The sequence below is a fragment of the Aquibium oceanicum genome, from assembly GCF_001889605.1.
GTDB classification, from domain to species: Bacteria; Pseudomonadota; Alphaproteobacteria; order Rhizobiales; family Rhizobiaceae; genus Aquibium; species Aquibium oceanicum.
The window spans coordinates 950,626-967,208 of the sequence record NZ_CP018171.1; the positions used below are offsets into that span (position 1 = coordinate 950,626).

A 16,583-nucleotide genomic window follows, 5' to 3' on the forward strand; every position below is an offset into this window, starting at 1 on the left:
CGCGATAGCGGTCCGGTCGCGGGGCTCTCCGGAGCCCCGCTTCCTTGCCTGTCCTGCGTCACTGCCTCGCCCGGAAACCCGCAATGGCCGCCGACTTCGATTTCTCCAGCCTGCCCCGTCAGCATGTGCCCCGCGTCGTGCTTTCGCCGCGCCGGATCGCGTCCGACGTGCTGTCGAAAGGCTGGGTGGAGAGCCTGATCCCGTTCGTCGCGCTGATCTGCGCGGTGTTGGGTGTACTGGCGACGACGGAAGACTATTTCTCCGCTGCGAACGTCCGCAACCTGGCGCAGTACGCGGCCGACGGCGGCCTCGTGGTGCTTGCCCTGCTGATCGTGGTGGCGGTCGGCGGCATCGATCTGTCGGTCGGGTCCAACTTCGCCATGTCGGCATTCGTCGCGCTGTTCTGCTTCCATATCCTCGAACTTCCCGTACCCGCCGCGCTGGCGGCAACGCTCGCCGCGGGCGCCCTCGTCGGCGTGGTCAACGGAACGATCGCCGGCCTGCTCGGATGCGGTGCGCTTCTGACCACGCTGGGCACCATGATCACCGTGCGCGGCCTCTACACGCTGGCCTCGCAGGCGCAACTTGTCGAGATCTCCACCTCCGCCCGCATGGACGATCTGTGGGACTGGATCGGCTTTGAAAAGGTCCTGACCTTCCCGGTCGGTTTCTGGGTTCTGGCGATCGTCGCGGCGGTCGTCTTCGTGATGTTTCGCCAGACCCGTTTCGGGTGGCACGTCCTGGCGGTCGGCGGCAACCGCAAGGCTGCGCGCCACGGCGGCATCCGCGTCAAGTCGACGATCTTCTTCGCCTATGTCCTGGCCGGCGCCATCGTCGGCCTGGCGGGGTTCCTGTATGCCGCGCGGCAGAACAGCGTCGGCTCCGACACCGGTATCGGCCTGGAGTTCTTCGCGCTTACGGCGCTCGTGGTCGGCCTCGGCGGCTTCGTGCCCGGCCGTGGCGCGGTGATCTCAGTGCTCATCGGCTTCGCCACGATCTACATTCTGAACAACGCGATGGTGAACGCCGGCTTCCGCGGCGATTTCGTCCAGCTCTCCATGGGCGCGATCATCCTCGTCATCCTCGCCATCGACGTGAAGTTCCGCAAGAACCGGCACCGCCTGCTGGCCTCGACCTATCTCGATCCGACCGCCTTCGAAACCGAAACGGTCAAGGGCATGCAGGGGCTGATGCCCGACGAGGTCGAACCGAAGCTGAGGCAGGCGCAGACCCTCGTCGCCGGCCAGGTCGACGGGCCGGAGGACGTGCTGCTCGATACCGACGGCAACATCTATTGCGGCAGCCGCGACGGCTACCTCTTCAGGATCGCGGCACCGGAGTATTCGAAGGCCGAGGTGCTCGCCAAGATCGGCGGCCGTCCGCTCGGCCTCGCTTTCGATCGTGAGGGACGCATCGTCGTGTGCGTCGCCGGCATGGGTCTGGTGCGTGTCACCATGGACGGCAAGAGCGAACTCCTCACCGATCAAACGGAACGCAGTCTGTTCAGCGTCCAGGACGACACGACCATCCGCATGGCCGACGACCTCGACATCGCGCCCGACGGCACGATCTACTTCACCGATGCGACCAAGCGCTACGACATCGAGAACTGGGGCCTCGACCTTCTCGAAGGCAGGCCCAACGGCCGCCTGCTCTCCTATGATCCGGCCACGCGGAAGACGCGCACCGTCTGTGACAACCTCCGCTTTCCCAATGGCGTCTGCCTCACCCACGACGGCCGACACCTCCTGGTGGCAAGCACCTGGGAATGCTCGATCCTGATCTTCGATCTGGCGCGGCTGTCTGACGGACCCCGCGTCTTCGCCAGCGGCCTGCCGGGCTATCCCGACAACGTCAACCGCGCCTCCGACGGCGGATACTGGGTGGCGCTGGCCGGCATGCGCAATCCGGTCTTCGACGAGGTCATGCGCCATCCCGGTCTGCGCCGGCGCATGACCCGACGTGTTCCGCCGACCAACTGGCTGTTCGGCAACCTCAACATCGGCGGCGTCCTGAAAGTCGACGGCAAGGGCAGGATCGTCGACGCACTCTGGGATGCGCCGGACGGACCGCTCTACATGATCACGTCGATGCGCGAGCACGAGGGTTCGCTCTATCTCGGCGGTGTCACCAACGACAAGATCGGCCGCCTGAAGCTCGAAGGCGCCGACGAGACCTGGCGGGGACCGGACAGCTACTGGGGGGCGGCGCGATGATGTCGTTCTTCCGCACCCGGCGCCAGGAGCCGCCGTCGATGACGCTGGAGGGGATGCTCGGCCCCAACGGCCGCCTCGACGAGGCGCGGGGCATGAATGTCAATGCCCCTGACGCGCTGTGCGTCGCAGCCGATGGCCGACTGCTCTTCAGCGACGGCTCAAGCGTGATGGCGCTGACGGCTTGGGGCGGCGAGCCCGAACTGTTTGCGGGTTTCGACACGCCCGTCACTGCGCTCTGCCAAGGCTTCGGCGGGTTCGTCGCCGTGGGTCTTGCCGGTGGAATCCTGGCGGTTCTCGACGATACGGGCCGGCGAACCGAAAACTGGTCGCTGCCGGCTGGGCAACCCGCCTCCATCGTCGATTGCGCCTTTACTTCTGACGGTCACCTGCTGTTGGTCGATTGCGGATACCAGTCGAGCGAAAATCTTCTCGCGATGGCGGCCTGGGACGAGGAGGCGCGCGGTCGACTGCTCGCGCTGAGCCGCACGGGCGAGTTGCGTGTCATGGCGGCCGGCCTGCATTGCCCCATGGGCATCTGCCTCGATCCGGACGGTGCGCCGCTTGTTTCGTTGCTCGAAAGGGCAATGATCGTCGATGCTGGCGGAAAGCCGCGGCAGGCGGGCTACCCCGGCTATCTCGGCCGCCCGCGGCGCACGGGAGCCGGCTATGCCATTGCCTGCTGGTCGCGGCGCGATCCGCTGATCGAGTTCCTCAAGACCGAACAGACCTTCGTGGAAAAGATGAAGGCGACCATCGAACCCCGCCACTGGATCGGCCCGCGCATCAAGCCGGAATTCAGCCACGACTTCCCCATCGAACTCGGCGCGACCCGCTTGTTTGGCGAGGTGAAGCCCTGGGCGCCTTCCTTCTCCTACGGGCTGGTCATCGAGACGGACGAGACCCTGATGCCGATCGGATCCATGCAGTCGCGCGCCAACGGCCATCGCCACGGCATCTGCGACGTCGCGGTCTGGAACGGTGAGCTGGTCGCGGTCAGCAAGGGCAGCGGCGAAATCCTGAATCTCGGAAGCCGCGCATGAACACCGAGCCACTCCGCCCAGTCGTCAGTCTCGAGAAGGCCACCAAGACCTATGGTGGTATCGCCGCCCTCGCCGAGGCCGATTTCGAACTCTATGCCGGCGAGATCCACGCCCTGGTGGGCGAGAATGGTGCTGGCAAGTCGACGCTTTGCAAGCTGATTGCCGGCGTGGTGGTCCCGACGGAAGGTGTTCTGCGGGTCGACGGCGAACCCGTCGCCTTCTCCGCCCCCAAGGACGCCAGCGCGCGTGGCATCTCCATGGTCTACCAGGAGACCAGCCTTGTCCCGCAGCTGACCGTCGCCCAGAACATCGTGCTCGGCCGCGAACAGGTGTTCAACTCGGTTCGCAAGGTGCGCAACGCCGCCCGGCAGGTGCTGCAGAGGCTCAACTTTAAAGTCGATCCCTCTCAGCTTGCCGGTTCGCTCTCCGCCGCCAAGCGGCAGATGGTGGAGATCGCCCGCGCAGTGCTGAACGAGGCGCGCGTCATTATTCTCGACGAGCCGACGGCCGCGCTGACGCCGGAGGAGACCGACCACCTCTTCGATTTGATGAAATCCTTGCAGCGCAGTGGCGTCGCGATCATCTTCATCTCGCACGCCCTGGAAGAGGCGCTGACCCACGCCGACCGGATTTCCGTGCTGCGCAACGGCCGCATGATGGTCACCGGCCCGGCATCCGACTTCGACCGTGCGCGCCTGATCCGCCACATGATCGGCGAGGAGTTGGAGGAGCACGGCGCCACGACCGCCAAGGCCCGCGCGGTGCGCTCGGCCTTGCCCGTTCTGCGGGTGGAAAACATCCGCATGGGCTCCATGGTCAACAACATGTCCTTCTCGATCTTCCCGGGCGAGATCACCGGCATCGCCGGACTGATCGGCTCCGGGCGCAGCGAGGTGGCCAAGGTCATCATGGGCCACACCAAGCGCAATTTCGGCGGCGGCCGCATCTGGCTCGACGGCAAGGAGGTGCGCTACTCGATCCCCGCCCACGCGGTGGCGGACGGCATCGCCTATATCAGCGAGGATCGAAAGCTCGACGGGTTCTTCGAGACGCTGAGCGTCACCGACAACATCGGGCTCGGCTGGCTCGCCAAGTTCGGCCGGCGCACCCTGCTCGCGCCCTTCGCCCGCATGCATGGAATCGCGCGCGAATGGGAGGAACGGCTGTCGATCCGCGGCATCGGCAGCGGCCAGCCGGTCCTGCACCTGTCGGGCGGCAATCAGCAGAAGGTGGTCATCGCCAAGTCGCTGGCGCAGCAGCCGAGGCTGGTCATCTTCGACGAACCGACGCGCGGCGTCGATGTCGGCGCCATCGCAGAGATCCGCAAGATCATCCGCGACATCGCTGACACCGGAGCGGGTGTCATCCTGATCTCTTCATACCTGCCAGAGATTCTCGATCTGTCGGACCGCATCCTGGTGGCCAAGTCCGGCACCATCGCCGCCGAGTTCTCACGCGCGGAAGCAACCGCCGAGCGGATCCTCCACGCGGCCGTGCACTGAGGCGAAGCCTCGGGCCTTTATTGGGCGCTGGCTATAGCCCGCTCCAGAACCCTTCGTGCACCTTGGCGGATTCCTCGGCGAGCAGCGGCCCGACAACCTCGACCTTCCGCTGGCCCGAGGCGAAGACCGCGCTGCAGGGCAGGTCCATCGTCAGGTTCTCCGGATCGGGCCCGATCAGGTCCTTCAGCGCCTTCTCGCTCATCCCGTGCACGACGCAGCCGACACCGGTCCAGTAGACCGATCCGGCGCACATCGCGCAGGGTTCCGCGCTCGTGTACATCGTGCAGCCGGCGAGGAAGTCGACATCGTATCGCAGCGACGCCTCGGTCATCAGGTTGCGTTCGGCATGACCCGTCCGGTCGCCTTTGGTACCGCAGGTGTTCATCGCCTCGAGGAGCACGTTTCCGTCCGCATCCGCGAGAAGCGCGCCGAAAGGGTGGTCTCCGCGGGCGCGGGATTCGCTCGCCAGTTCGATCGTGCGTCCAAGCAGTTCGAGGTCGCGCGCGCTGCTGATCGGCATTCTTCACTCTCCGTTCGACGGGCGGATTCCTACCCCCGGCGAGCAAAGCCGGCAAGGGATCTGTGCAACAAAGATGCACATTGCCGAACTGGTTAGAAATTAGGCATTGGCATGCCGGCTGCATAGAGCGACGGCAGCGGTTCCAGGGAATTCCCCGGCCAAGCCACGATTTCCGGCGAATCCGAACTGGCACGCATCCTGCATCGTCATTCCCCGAGTAGAAGCGGTCAGGGCGGGAAGGCCCGGGACATTGCTCGGCAAAAACGATCCCGCTGAACAAGGCCGATCCATGCCGACTGCTCGCTCCGCCTCGCGCGAAATCTCCAGAACCATGTCCGCCGTCCGGCCGTGCCCCAGGCGGGCCGGCTGCGCCGGAGGGCGCCAACCAGCCAGAACAGGGGTACCCGGAATGCTGAAATCAATAATCAAGACTCTGCTCGGCGGCATCTTCGTCGCAGCGGGCGCGGTATCGGTCGCGCAGGCCGCCGACAAGGTGGTGTACCAGCTCGACTGGCTGCCTGGCGGCGACAAGGCGCCTATCTACGTCTGCATCCAGAAGGGCTTCTGCGCCGACGCCGGCCTGGAGGTGACGATCGAGTCCGGCCGCGGCTCCTCGGAAGCCATCACGAAGCTCGCCACCGGTGTCTCCGACATCGGTTCCGCCGGCATCGGCGCCCTGATGGCGGCGAAGGCCGCCGAGGACGTCCCGGTCACCGCCGTCATGTCGCTCTTCAACAAAGGCCCGCATGCCTTCTACACGATCAAGGGCACGATGACGACGATCGAGGACGTCAAGGGCAAGTCCGTCGCCACGTCGCCCTTCACCGAATCGAACATCTACCTTCCTCTGGTGCTGGAAGACATCGGCATGTCGGAAGCCGACATCACGCTCACCAAGGCCGATCCCGGCGCACTGGGCCCGATGCTGATGACCGGCGCGACCGACGTCATCATCGCCTGGCTCACGGATGTCGCGCGCTACACCGGCCAGGCCAAGGAAGCCGGCAAGGAACTGGTGATTCTGCCCTGGTCGGCGGCCGGCCTCGAACTCTACTCGGCCTCGCTGGTCGCGTCCGACAAGTTCCTGACCGAGCGTCCCGACGTCGCCAAGCGCTTCCTCGCCGCCTACAAGAAGTCGGTCGAGTTCTCGCGCGACAACACGCGGGAAGCGGCCGAGGCCGTCGCGGCGGTGGTGCCGGAACTTTCGGTCGAGAACGTCGAGGGATCGCTGAAGGACGCATTGGTGCTCGTCTACAACGACGTAACCGACAAGGACGGTCTCGGCACCTTCGAGGAAAGCCGACTCAAGGCCACCTGGGAACGCGTCTCGAAAGCGCAGGGGCTCGACCCCGCCGCGCTCGATCCGGAATCGATCGTCGATCGCAGCTTCGCCGCGGGAAGCTGACCGATGGTCGCCGCGCACTCCGCCATCGGCTTTACCGGCGTCGGACAGGTGTTCCGCACCGCGTCCGGTCCGCTGGAGGCGTTGCGCGGCGTCGAGATGGCCGTGGGCCGCCACGAATTCGTGGCGGTCCTCGGCCCGTCGGGCTGCGGCAAGTCCACATTGCTGCGCCTGGCCTCCGGCCTGATCCATCCCACGAGCGGCACGGTGGAGGTCTTCGGGCATCCGGTGACCGAACCGCGCGACGACATCGGCATCGTCTTCCAGAAGCCGACGCTGCTGCCGTGGGCGACGATCGAGGACAACGTCGTCTTCCCGGTCCGCCACAAGACGGGCCGCGTTAATGAGGAGGACCGCGTCAACGCGCGCGCCATTCTCGCCAAGGTGGGACTGGAGGGCTTCGAGGCGCGCCTGCCGGCGGAACTGTCCGGCGGCATGCAGCAGCGCGTCGGCATTGCACGGGCGCTGTTCATGAACCCGGACATCCTGCTCATGGACGAGCCTTTCTCCGCCCTCGACGCGCTGACGCGCGAGGAGATGGGGTTCGAACTCCTGCGCATCTGGGAGGCGCAGCCCAAGACGGTGATGTTCATCACCCACTCCATCAGCGAAGCCGTGCTTCTCGCCGATCGCGTCCTCGTCATGAGCGAGCGGCCCGGGCACATCATCGAGGACCTCGCCATCGACATCGCGCGTCCGCGCGGCATCGAAACCAGCAACAACAAGGCCATGCATGACTATGTCGGATACCTCAGGGGCCTCCTCCTTAAGCGCGCGGCCTGACCGGTCGATGGTCTGGCGCCAGCAGGGTCTGTGGGTCATGAATGCGCCGGGCGTCCTGCCTGTCGCCACCTTCATGCTGGTGCTCGTGTTGTGGGAGGTCGGCTGCCGCGTCTTCGCGATACCGTCCTTCGTCCTTCCCTCGCCGAGCCGCATCGTCGGCGGTTTCGACGCGGTCAGCCTCGCGCGCTGGATCGAGCATGTCTGGGCGACGCTGCGGGTGGCCCTGATCGGCTACTTCCTGTCGATCGCTATCTCATTGCCGATCGCAATCGTGCTCGCGCGCTCCGAGATCTTGTCGCGGGCGATCTACCCGATCCTCGTCGTCGTGCAGGCCACACCGGTCGTCGCCGTCGCGCCCGTCATCATCGTGGCGCTCGGGTCCGGCGACCTCCCGCGGGTGGTCATCACCTGCCTGATCACCTTCTTTCCGCTGGTGGTGTCGACCACGACCGGGCTGATGGCCACGCCCCCCGAACTGATCGAGCTGTCGCGCAGCCTGCGCGCGCCCGTCATCCGGGAGATCACGCAGATCCGGCTGCCGTTCGCCGTGCCCTACATCTTTTCGGCGCTCAAGATCTCCGTCACGCTCGCCGTCATCGGCGCGGTCGTGGCCGAGTTCGTCGCCGCCGACAAGGGCATCGGCTATTTCATCCAGTTCTCCACCTCGATGTTCCAGGTCCAGCAGGCCTGGGCGGGCCTCGTCGTGCTGGTGCTGATCTCGCTGATCCTGTTCCAGGTGGTCACCGCGGTCCAGCGCATATGGTTCCCCTGGAGCTTGCCGGCGGGGCGCAAATGACCAGCTTCCTGATCCGCAACGCCGTCGGAATCCTCACCGGCCTGCCCGGTACCGGCGCGCGCGCCTATGGCGACATCCGCGTGAAGGACGGCGTGATCGCCGCCATCGGCCAATTGCCGCCCGAGCCCGGAGAGCGGATCGTCAACGCGGCCAACGCGGTGGTGACGCCCGGTCTCGTGAACTCGCACCATCATCTCTTCCAGAGCGTGCTGAAGGCGGTGCCGGAAGGCATGAACGAGGCCCTGGCCGCCTGGCTCAGGCTGGTCCCCTATACCTACTGGGACCGCATCGACGAGGAGGCGCTTCGGGTTTCCGCCACCATCGGCCTAGCCGAACTCGCGCTCTCGGGCGCCACGACGGTAGCCGACCACCACTACTTCTACTCGGATCGCTATGCCTACGATCCGGGCGACGTGCTGTTCGAGACCGCCGAACGGTTCGGGATGCGCTTCGTGCTGGCCCGCGGCGGCGCGACCAAGGCGCGAAAGTTCGACGGCGAAGACATCACGCCGCTCCCGACGGAGACGCTGGAGGCGATGATCGACTCCATATCGGCGACGGCGAAGCGCTGGCACGATCCGGCGCCGAACTCCATGCGCCGCGTCGCCTTCGCGCCGACCACCCCGACCTTCTCGCTCCATGAGCCGGAATTGCGGCAGGCCGCCGCTGCGGCGCGCTCCATGGGCTTGCGGCTGCACACGCATCTCTCCGAGAACATGGACTACGTGAACCACACGATGTCGAATTACGCCAAGCGTCCGGTCCACTGGCTGGCCGAGCACGACTGGCTGGGACCGGACGTCTGGTTCGCGCATCTGGTCGAATGCGTTCCGGACGAGGCGAAGGTGCTGGCAGAGACTGGCACCGCGATGGCGCACTGCCCGCAGGCGAATGCGCGTCTCGGATCGGGCGTCGCGCCCGCCGATTTGCTCCACGAGCTCGGCGGAACGGTGTCGCTCGCCGTCGATGGCGCGGCGGCCAACGAGGCGGCCGACATGGCCTCGGCGCTCTACACGGCCTTCTCGATCCATCGCGCGGCCAAGGGCGTGCAGGCGACGACGGCTGAAAAGGTCCTTTCCTGGGCCACCGCTGGCGGCGCGAAGGCGCTCGGTTTCGACACCATCGGCACGATCGAAGTCGGCAAGCAGGCCGACATCGCGATCTTCGATCTTGGTTCGCCGCGCTACTTCGGCCAGCACGATCGCGTCATCGGTCCGATCGTGTCGGGGGGCGATGCCCGCGTGCGCCACTCCTTCGTCGCCGGGAAGCCGGTGGTCGAAAACTATGCCCTGCCATGGCTCGATCTCGAACAGCTCGGCGCGGATGCGCAGCGCGTTGTCGAACGCGTCGCCCGTGGCGACGGAAAGGAGAAGGTCCGGGCCATCGCGTGAGGGAGCGCCCGCCCCGTTGAAACATCATCCGGAGTATAAGCAGTCAACGCCGCCGGCGTCGGTCATTGCTCCCTTCCCCCTTGCGGACCACAGGTTCGCCGAACAAGAACGGAGTACTCACATGCAGAACAACGCGACGAGGCGCGACTACGATCTCGCCGAACTGAACAAGGAAGCGACCTTCGGCGGGATGGGCCGGGAAAAGGCGCGCGACGTCCCCCAGATCGACCTGACGGACTTCGAAAACCGCAAGGCCGAGATCGCCGACCAGCTGTGGGCCGCATCCACGGAGATCGGCTTCTTTCAGCTCGTCAACCACGGCATCCCGCAGAGCCAGATCGACGAAGCCTTCGAAATGACCGCCCGCTTCTTCGACCTCTCGCAGGAGGTCAAGGGCAAGTATCCGCTGGGCAAGGGCACCAATGCCGGCTGGGAATACAAGGCGCAGGTGCGCCCCTCGACCGGTACCGCCGACAACAAGGAGAGCTACCAGATCACCCTGCCGCGCATGGCCTCGCTTTGGCCGACCGGCGGTGAGTTGCCGGGCTTCAAGGCGGTCATGCTCGCCTTCGAGCGGGCCAACTGGGCGCTCGGCATGAAGGTCCTGTCCTGCTTCGGCATGAAGCTCGGCTTCGCGCCCGACTTCTTTACCGACGCGCACGACCCGATGTCGCCCGAATACCAGAGCACCCTGCGGCTCATCCACTATCTGCCGATGGTGAATGCCAAGCCGGAGGACTTCAGCGGCTGGCGCGCCGGCGCGCACACCGACTTCGATTGCCTCACGCTGCTCCACCAGCGGGTCGGGCAGGGCGGGTTGCAGCTTTGCCCCGGCAAGGAAGCGACGTCGGGCGACCTGGAATGGACCGACGTGCCGCCGCTGCCGGGGGTGGTGACCTGCAACATCGGCGACATGCTGATGCGGTGGAGCGACGACCAGCTCCAGTCGACGCTCCACCGCGTGCGCATGCCCCGCCAGGACGAGTATCTCGGACCGCGTTACTCGCTGCCGTTCTTCTGCCAGGCAAACAAGGATGCTGTCATCCAGGGGCCGGGCAAGAAGTACGATCCGATCACCGCGCACGACTACCTTCAGCAGCGCATCGCGGCGAACAGCCTCTGACGCGGCGAAAGCGGCGGGCGTTCGCGCCCGCCGCAGCCTAGGCCTTCAGGAACGGCACCAGCGCCCGCACCAGCAAGTCCGGCGCACTGACCTGCGGCGCGTGCCCGGTGTCGAGCGTCACGCGCTCCGCGCCGGGCACCAGGTCCTGCATGCGCCGCTGCAAGGCCAGTGCCACCGAGCGGTCGGCGGCACACTCGACATAGAGCCGCGTCAGCCGGCCGAAGCGCTCCGGCGACCAGACCGCCGCCACGTCCCGGCCGCCCTGCGGCTGCGGCGTCAGCCGGGCGACCGCGGCCAGCGCTTCCGCGCGATCCATGTCGCTGAGAAAGATCTCCGCCGCGGCCTCGGCCGGAACGACGGTCGCTCTCCGGTCCTCCGACCAGACCAGATGCGGCCCGATGCCGAGCAGTCCGTTCTCCGCTGCCTTCATGTCGGCGAGCAGATCGCCGAAGCTCATGCCGGACGGCAGCATCATGCCTGCGACATAGGCGACGCGATCGACCTTGCCGAAGAGCCGTTCCGCCGCCGCCGTCGCGACGATCCCGCCGCCCGAGTGGCCGACCAACGCGACCTTGCCGGCCATCCGCGCGGCCACCGACGCGATATGGTCGACATAGAGATCGAGCGTCACCCGGTCGGCAGGCGTATCGTCCGCCCCGTTCCCCGGCAGGTCGATCGCGACCGCCGGGATGCCTGCCTGTTCGAGCACCGGAACAAGCTTCCGCCACACCCAGCTTCCCTGCCAGGCGCCGTGGATGAGAATGGCGGAGACGGCCACCGGATCAGGCGGCGGCGTAGGTCTTGCGATACATCGCCTGTAGATGATCCTCGACCTTGATCGGCGGGTATTTCGGCCTCTCTCCCGCCGCGAGGCAGGTGGGGATGCACGAGACCTCGTAGTCGGGATTGCCGGTGAAGAAGAAGGGCACCGAATAGCGCTCGCGGCCGGAGGCGTTCACCACCCGGTGCAGCGTCGAGCGATAGCGGTCATTCGTCCAGCGGGCGATCATGTCGCCGAGATTGATGACGAAGGTGCCTGGGATCGGCGTCGCCGCGATCCAGTCCTGGCCCTTGTTGTCGAACACCTGAAGCCCGCCCACCTCGTCCTGGAGGAGCAGCGTCAGTCCGCCGAAATCCGTATGAGCACCGGCGCCGAGTTCGTCGGTTGCAGCCTTCGGCGCCTGTGGCGGGTAGTGCAGGAGACGCAGGATCGCCAGCGGGTCGCGGCCGAAGCCGGCAAAATGGTCCTCGTCGAGATCGAGCGACAGGGCGAGGCCGCGCATCAGCCGATCCGCGAGATCTAGCATCGCGGAATGATAGGCGCGCATCGTCGGACGAAAGCCCGGAAGATCCTGCGGCCACTGGTTCGGCCCGTGGTTGAACCTACGCGCCGCGACCCTCGGATCGTCCTCGGGCAGTTCGAGCCCAATGTAGAAGCCTTCCTTCCGGTCGGGCTTGGCTCCGGCCTGCAGCGTCTGGCCTCCGAGCGGTTCGTAGCCGCGGTTGCAGAACGACTTCGCCTTGTCGACCCGCTCCTTCGCCTCCATCGGCACATCGAAGAACCGTTTCGTTTCCTCGAAGACGGCATCGATGAGGCCTGCCGGAATGCCGTGGCCGGCGCAGTAGAAGAAGCCCTTGTCGAGACACGCTTCCCGCAGCGACCGTCCCACCGAGCGGCGGTCTTCCACGTTCGACGAGGACAGGCCCGATACGTCCACCACGGGAAGGGTCTTCGTCCCGTCTTCTGCGACTCGCTCCATCCGGCTTGCTCCCATGCGAATGCCACCGGTTGGATCAGCAAGGTTCGTGCCACCTGCCGGCCGTTTGCCGCGCGCGGTTCGCGCGAGGCCGGACAGCCGAACTGCCCGGTTTCGACGCAGGGCACCGCTCACGTTTTGCGCAGGCGGGTTCGTGGAGGCGGTCCCGGCGCAGAGCACGCGAGGAAACCGATCGCATGGCGGTCGGAATCCCCGCGGCTTGCCAGCCGGGATGTCGGATCAGGTTCGCCCGCATCCTCCTTCGGCGAAGATTTCCACCCGCTCCCGCTGGACTTCGCCGCCCGAAAAGTCTTTGCATCGGCGCGAACGAACCGCCCCTGCAGGGGGAGCGGCGAAGGCGGATCGGGACGCGCGGTGCTTGCGGGACACACGGGGCACCGAGGTTCCGATCCGGGCTCGAACATCGCAGAGGAAGAAGCCATGCAGGCAGACTTGATCGGGATCGTCGGCGTTGGCCTGATGGGCCACGGGATCGCAAGCAGCATCCAGCGCTCCGGTCGCCGGATCGCCTTCGTCGACCACCCCGGCAACCAGCCCACGGACGCCCTCGTGGCGGCCGGCGCAGAAGTCTTCGCGACGCCGGCCGCGCTTGCTGCGCACTGCGACACCATCGTGCTATGCGTCACCGGCTCTCCGCAGGTCGAGGCGGTATTGACGGGTCCGGACGGTGTGCTTGCAGCCATTCGCCCCAAAACGGTGATCATCGACTGCTCCACCGCCATTCCCGACTCCACGCGCCGCATGGCGGCCATGGTGCACGAGGCCGGCGGCAGGATGCTCGACGCGCCGATGACACGAACGCCGAAGGAGGCCGCGGAAGGTCGGCTCAACCTCCTCGTCGGCGGCGAGCGCGCGCTGTTCGAGGAATGCCTGCCGCTCCTGCAAAGCTTCGCCGAGAACGTCACCCATGCCGGTCCGGTCGGCTCGGGTCACGTCATGAAGCTGCTGCACAACTACGTGTCCCTCGGATTTTCGGCGGTTCTCTGCGAAGCGGCCGCCGCCGCCGGCAAGGCCGGCATCGATCCAGCCACGTTCCACGCGGTGCTCGCCCAGGGCGGAGGCAAGGGGGTGGTGCTCGACCGCCTCGCGCCGTTCATCCTCGATGGCGACACGGGCAACTTCCGCTTTTCCATTTCGAACGCAGCCAAGGACATCGGCTACTACGGCACCATGGTCGAGACCCTCGGAAGCGCCGGTGCCATCGCCACTGCGGTCGAGGGCACGTATCGCGGCCAGGTAGAGGCGGGCGAGGGCGAGCGCTTCGTGCCGGAGATGATTAGGTTGCTGTCCTGACGCGATCGGCGACCCACCCCCACCTTCGTCATCCCAGGGCGGAGCGGGAGCGTTGGCGGAGGCGCATACCCTGGGATCCGTGCCTGAGCATATCGACAGCGTGAGACGGCGCAGGAACCGCCTCACCACCATCCCGTCAGCCGTGGCTCTAGCCGAAGCCAAGCGCAAGGAACCGCTCGTCGAAACGGTCGGGCTCGGGAACCTCGATACCAAAGTCCGCCGCCAAGATTCCTCGCGCTTCGGCTCCCGAGCCCAGATGCATCTGCCGGCCTGGTCCGCCGGTTTCGCGGATCGTGAGACGGTCGTTCAGCAGGCCGAGGCGCCGGCCCGGCAGCGCGCGTGCGGCGATGAGCGACGTGACGAAGTGAGAGGCCGGATTGGCGGACAGGAAGTAGCTCGATGCGGCGTAGTCCACCTCGAGATGTTCGACCATGTCGAACCGGAAGATGGACCGCCATTCGCCGCCGATCTCCGCCTGCAGGCGCATATGATCGCCCTGTTCGACGATGCGATATGCTTCGTGCGGTGTCGCCTGCACCATGCCCGGCGCGAGCCGTAGAGGCGCGGTCTGGGTCAGGCCGCCGAAGCCGACGTCCGCCAGCCATGTCGCGCCTTCGAGCTCGACGCGCAGCAGCATGTGGCTGCGCGGATTGACGGCGTCCTCTGAATAGTTCCACAGCACGCGCGCCGCGAGCCCCGAAACCTCGAAGCCCAAGGCGGAGAGCGCCTTCCAGAAGAGCAGGTTCTGCTCGAAGCAGTAGCCGCCGCGGCGCGAGTGCACGAGCTTTTCTTCAAGCGATGGAAGATCCAGCCGCACCGGCCGACCGAGGAAGGGGTCCAGGTTCTCGAAGGCGATCGCTTCGGGGTGCAGGCGTTGAAGCTCGCGCAGCACCGGCAGCGTCGCCTCGCGCGGTCCGCGATAGCCGATACGCTCGCAATAGGCGTCGAGATCGATTCCTGGAGCCGTGCCGGCCATTGCGCCTCCCCGCATCGGGAAGAGCCTCTAGCCGGGCAGCAGAACCGAGGCAAGAAGAAGCCGTCGGCCGCGCCGCGCAGCCGGAAGGCTATTCGGTATCGTTGGTGTGCTGCGCGCCGAGGAAATTGCCGAAGCTGCGCATCACTTCGAAATTGTCGCAGAAGACCTTGACGATGACCAGGATGGGGACCGCGAGGAGCGCGCCGGCGAAGCCCCACAGCCAGGACCAGAAGGCAATGGCGATGAAGATCGCGACGGCGTTGATCTCGAGCCGGCGGCCGACCACCAGCGGCGTGACGAACTGGCCCTCGATCGCCGTGCAGGCAAAGTAGAGCAGCGGCGCGACCATGGCGGTGGCAAGCGTGTCGAAGGTCACCACGGAAATGATGCCGACGAGCACGATTCCGATCAGGCTTCCCACATAGGGAAGAAAATTGAGGAGCGCCGCGGCAACGCCCCAGACGAACGGTGTGGGAAGACCCACCGCCCAGCAGCAGAGCCCGACCGCCACGCCGAGGCCGCTGTTGATGAGCGCCACCGTCAGGAGGTAGCGCGAGATCTCGCGCTCGACGTCGTAGACGACCCTCAGCGCCCGCTTCTTGTCGCTCATCAGGTCGAACGACTGCACCATCTTTTCGTAGAAGAGACTGCCGGAGGCGAGGAGAAACAGCGACAGCACGAGCGTCACGGCCACCGTGGTGCCGAAGGAGAGAAGGTTGCCGGCAGCGCGGGAGACGATGCCCGGCTGGGCGATCACGACCTTCTGCACGTCTGGCTCGTTACCGGATTCGGTGACGTTCTCGATCTCCTCCGACGCTTCCACGAAGCGCGTGAGAGGCCCGCGGATTTCCGACACCCGCTCGCGCAACTCCCGTCCGATCTTCGGGGCATCGTTGACCAGGTCGAGCACCGGACCGCTCAGCAGGAACCCCATGATCGAGAGGCCGGTGAAGGAGACCAGCACGAGAAGCGTCGCGGAAAGGGGAGCGGGCACGCCGCGCCAGGACAGGACGCGCACGATGGGCGACAGCGTCAGTGCCAGCATGAAAGCGAGCACCACGGGCAGGAAGAAATCCTTGGCGAAGTAGAGGGCGTAGACGAACAGGATGAGAAATATGCCGAGCAGGACGCGAAACGTGCGTCTTCGCATGGACATCTCGATGGCCGCCACCTCCTCCTCTTTCTTTTCGACCTCGGCCATGCTCCTCCCGCTCCGCGTGCTGAAGGGCGCGGAAGACAGGGAATGTGCCAGACGCGGTTCCGTTCCGCCAGCAGGGGAAATGCGTCGATGCGGGACGACTGCCGGTACCCCGGTATCATTCGGCCATTGTCTACCGCACGAAACTTGGTGCAATGTGCGAATAGACTGCGGGAGAATCGAATGTCGACATCGGGCTTCGGATACGTCACACGCGCTGCGGGGCTGCTGGCTTTCGTGGCGTTATCGTCCTGCGTCGTCGAGAGCGGACCGCCACCTTACAATCCCGGCCCGGGTCCGGGTCCGGGGTTCTGCCCGCGCGTCTACGAACCGGTTTGCGCGGAACGCGGTCGCGACCGGCAGACGTTCGGCAATGCATGCGAGGCACGCAAGGAACGCTACCGGGTCGTGTATCCTGGACAATGCCGCCGTTCGGGCGGCCCGATCACGCCACCGCCTCCGGGACCGCCGCCTCCTCCCGGACCTCCTCCGGGCCCAGGTCCCGGACCGATCAATCCTCCCGGTCCGCAGCCGGGCGGGCTGTCCTGCACGCAGGTCTACGAGC

General features: G+C 66.3%; 14 protein-coding genes. 9 read left to right on the forward strand and 5 right to left on the reverse strand.

The genetic code is table 11. From position 1 onward, the window contains the following. The first annotated feature begins 83 nt into the window (after positions 1-83). The 3 genes from BSQ44_RS04765 to BSQ44_RS04775 are packed head-to-tail and all read left to right on the forward strand — an operon-like array spanning position 84 to position 4,758. Positions 84-2,216 carry an ABC transporter permease gene (locus BSQ44_RS04765; protein WP_072602179.1) on the forward strand — a complete coding sequence of 711 codons (2,133 nt, stop codon included), beginning with the start codon at positions 84-86 and terminating at the stop codon, positions 2,214-2,216. Then, the gene (locus BSQ44_RS04770) at positions 2,213-3,256 is read left to right on the forward strand and encodes an SMP-30/gluconolactonase/LRE family protein (RefSeq protein WP_072602180.1); all 1,044 of its coding nucleotides are present in this window, start codon (positions 2,213-2,215) and stop codon (positions 3,254-3,256) included. The genes BSQ44_RS04765 and BSQ44_RS04770 overlap by 4 nt, the downstream gene beginning before the upstream one ends. Next, on the forward strand, positions 3,253-4,758 hold the full coding sequence (locus BSQ44_RS04775) for a sugar ABC transporter ATP-binding protein (protein WP_072602181.1): 1,506 nt from the start codon (positions 3,253-3,255) through the stop codon (positions 4,756-4,758). Before BSQ44_RS04770 ends, BSQ44_RS04775 begins: the two co-directional genes overlap by 4 nt. 31 nt (positions 4,759-4,789) lie before the next feature. Here the strand turns inward: BSQ44_RS04775 and BSQ44_RS04780 are convergent, their stop codons facing one another. Then, positions 4,790-5,278, reverse strand: coding sequence for a nucleoside deaminase (locus tag BSQ44_RS04780; RefSeq protein WP_072602182.1), 489 nt, complete (start codon positions 5,276-5,278; stop codon positions 4,790-4,792). A gap of 409 nt (positions 5,279-5,687) precedes the next feature. Here BSQ44_RS04780 and BSQ44_RS04785 point away from each other — a divergent pair, with 409 nt between their 5' ends. From BSQ44_RS04785 to BSQ44_RS04805, 5 genes are all read left to right on the forward strand, one after another. Next, entirely contained in the window at positions 5,688-6,683 is a 996-nt protein-coding gene (locus tag BSQ44_RS04785) for an ABC transporter substrate-binding protein (protein ID WP_072602183.1), read from the forward strand. A 3-nt stretch (positions 6,684-6,686) separates the two neighbouring features. Continuing rightward, positions 6,687-7,463, forward strand: a complete 777-nt coding sequence (locus tag BSQ44_RS04790; RefSeq protein WP_072602184.1) for an ABC transporter ATP-binding protein — start codon at positions 6,687-6,689, stop codon at positions 7,461-7,463. 7 nt (positions 7,464-7,470) lie between these two features. Then, a complete protein-coding gene (locus BSQ44_RS04795) occupies positions 7,471-8,259 on the forward strand; it encodes an ABC transporter permease (protein WP_378215209.1) in 789 nt (262 codons plus the stop codon). After that, the gene (locus BSQ44_RS04800) at positions 8,256-9,650 is read left to right on the forward strand and encodes an amidohydrolase family protein (protein ID WP_072602186.1); all 1,395 of its coding nucleotides are present in this window, start codon (positions 8,256-8,258) and stop codon (positions 9,648-9,650) included. The genes BSQ44_RS04795 and BSQ44_RS04800 overlap by 4 nt, the downstream gene beginning before the upstream one ends. 121 nt (positions 9,651-9,771) lie before the next feature. Then, positions 9,772-10,773, forward strand: a complete 1,002-nt coding sequence (locus tag BSQ44_RS04805) for an isopenicillin N synthase family dioxygenase (RefSeq protein ID WP_072602187.1) — start codon at positions 9,772-9,774, stop codon at positions 10,771-10,773. Between the two features lie 37 nt (positions 10,774-10,810). On the opposite strand, the gene BSQ44_RS04810 is transcribed toward BSQ44_RS04805, so the two are convergent. Together BSQ44_RS04810 and BSQ44_RS04815 are read right to left on the reverse strand one after the other, a co-directional pair. After that, positions 10,811-11,482, reverse strand: a complete 672-nt coding sequence (locus BSQ44_RS04810) for an alpha/beta fold hydrolase (RefSeq protein WP_235633348.1) — start codon at positions 11,480-11,482, stop codon at positions 10,811-10,813. Positions 11,483-11,555: 73 nt separating this feature from the next. After that, a complete protein-coding gene (locus tag BSQ44_RS04815; protein WP_072602189.1) occupies positions 11,556-12,533 on the reverse strand; it encodes an isopenicillin N synthase family dioxygenase in 978 nt (325 codons plus the stop codon). 438 nt (positions 12,534-12,971) lie between these two features. Between BSQ44_RS04815 and BSQ44_RS04820 the strand changes: the two genes are divergently transcribed. Continuing rightward, on the forward strand, positions 12,972-13,844 hold the full coding sequence (locus BSQ44_RS04820; protein WP_072602190.1) for an NAD(P)-dependent oxidoreductase: 873 nt from the start codon (positions 12,972-12,974) through the stop codon (positions 13,842-13,844). Positions 13,845-13,992: 148 nt separating this feature from the next. Here the strand turns inward: BSQ44_RS04820 and BSQ44_RS04825 are convergent, their stop codons facing one another. Both BSQ44_RS04825 and BSQ44_RS04830 read right to left on the reverse strand, forming a co-directional pair. Next, positions 13,993-14,820: an arylamine N-acetyltransferase family protein gene (locus BSQ44_RS04825; RefSeq protein ID WP_072602191.1), complete on the reverse strand. Its 828-nt coding sequence runs from the start codon at positions 14,818-14,820 to the stop codon at positions 13,993-13,995. An 88-nt stretch (positions 14,821-14,908) separates the two neighbouring features. Beyond that, positions 14,909-16,021, reverse strand: coding sequence for an AI-2E family transporter (locus tag BSQ44_RS04830; RefSeq protein WP_072602192.1), 1,113 nt, complete (start codon positions 16,019-16,021; stop codon positions 14,909-14,911). Positions 16,022-16,583: the final 562 nt, after the last annotated feature.

Bases quoted from the DNA above. Each gene is read 5' to 3' on its own strand.
- BSQ44_RS04770 (WP_072602180.1), top strand. From the start codon at position 2,213: ATGATGTCGTTCTTCCGCACCCGGCGCCAGGAGCCGCCGTCGATGACG.
- BSQ44_RS04805 (WP_072602187.1), top strand. From the start codon at position 9,772: ATGCAGAACAACGCGACGAGGCGCGACTACGATCTCGCCGAACTGAAC.
- BSQ44_RS04775 (WP_072602181.1), top strand. From the start codon at position 3,253: ATGAACACCGAGCCACTCCGCCCAGTCGTCAGTCTCGAGAAGGCCACC.
- BSQ44_RS04830 (WP_072602192.1), bottom strand. From the start codon at position 16,021: ATGGCCGAGGTCGAAAAGAAAGAGGAGGAGGTGGCGGCCATCGAGATG.
- BSQ44_RS04780 (WP_072602182.1), bottom strand. From the start codon at position 5,278: ATGCCGATCAGCAGCGCGCGCGACCTCGAACTGCTTGGACGCACGATC.
- BSQ44_RS04825 (WP_072602191.1), bottom strand. From the start codon at position 14,820: ATGGCCGGCACGGCTCCAGGAATCGATCTCGACGCCTATTGCGAGCGT.
- BSQ44_RS04785 (WP_072602183.1), top strand. From the start codon at position 5,688: ATGCTGAAATCAATAATCAAGACTCTGCTCGGCGGCATCTTCGTCGCA.
- BSQ44_RS04795 (WP_378215209.1), top strand. From the start codon at position 7,471: ATGGTCTGGCGCCAGCAGGGTCTGTGGGTCATGAATGCGCCGGGCGTC.
- BSQ44_RS04765 (WP_072602179.1), top strand. From the start codon at position 84: ATGGCCGCCGACTTCGATTTCTCCAGCCTGCCCCGTCAGCATGTGCCC.
- BSQ44_RS04815 (WP_072602189.1), bottom strand. From the start codon at position 12,533: ATGGAGCGAGTCGCAGAAGACGGGACGAAGACCCTTCCCGTGGTGGAC.
- BSQ44_RS04800 (WP_072602186.1), top strand. From the start codon at position 8,256: ATGACCAGCTTCCTGATCCGCAACGCCGTCGGAATCCTCACCGGCCTG.
- BSQ44_RS04820 (WP_072602190.1), top strand. From the start codon at position 12,972: ATGCAGGCAGACTTGATCGGGATCGTCGGCGTTGGCCTGATGGGCCAC.
- BSQ44_RS04790 (WP_072602184.1), top strand. From the start codon at position 6,687: ATGGTCGCCGCGCACTCCGCCATCGGCTTTACCGGCGTCGGACAGGTG.